At 62.9% G+C, this 607-nt stretch carries 1 pseudogene; it reads left to right on the top strand.

Annotation, left to right across the window (positions count from 1 at the left end):
• Positions 1–607: pseudogene (locus tag GHO03_RS24675) on the top strand (short chain dehydrogenase); the annotation flags it as partial.

Genomic DNA, 607 nt, shown 5'->3' with positions numbered 1-607 from the left:
AGCGCTGGCAGGCCGGGCGCCTGCGCCCCGTCGAAGGCCCTCTGCTGATTGGCGGCGGTGCGCTTGCCGCACAGGTGGCCCGCTTTGGCGGCAAACTCACCGATGCGGTGTTCAGCTATGGCCCTGAACCCTTGCATGCCACACCGTGGATTCCAGGCCAGGGACCAAAGCTCAAGGCCGTGGTGTTTGACGCCAGCGAGCTGTTGCACACCGGGCAGCTCAAGCAACTGCGCGAATTTTTCCAGCCGCTGCTGCGCAATCTCGAGCACTGTACCCATATGGTGATCCTGGGCCGTGCCCCTGAAACATTAAGCGACCCTTTTGCCGCCAGCGTGCAACGTGCGCTCGAAGGTTTCAGTCGCTCGTTGGCCAAGGAATTGCGTAACGGCAGTACCTTGCAACTGCTGTATATCGGCGAGGGGGCCGAAGATCAGCTTGAAGGCGCACTGCGCTTTTTTCTCTCGCCAAAAAGTGCCTTTATCAGCGGCCAGGTGCTGCGCCTCAAGGCCTGCGCCAACCAGGTGCAGGACTGGACCCGCCCCCTGGCCGGGCGCAAGGCACTGGTTACCGGTGCGGCCCGTGGCATTGGCGCCGCGATTGCCGAAAC

The organism is Pseudomonas sp. FSL R10-1339 (assembly GCF_009600545.1).
GTDB classification, from domain to species: domain Bacteria; phylum Pseudomonadota; class Gammaproteobacteria; order Pseudomonadales; family Pseudomonadaceae; genus Aquipseudomonas; species Aquipseudomonas bubulae.
Note: the sequence above shows the minus strand (reverse complement) of the source record. Positions and strands in the feature narration are given on the sequence as shown.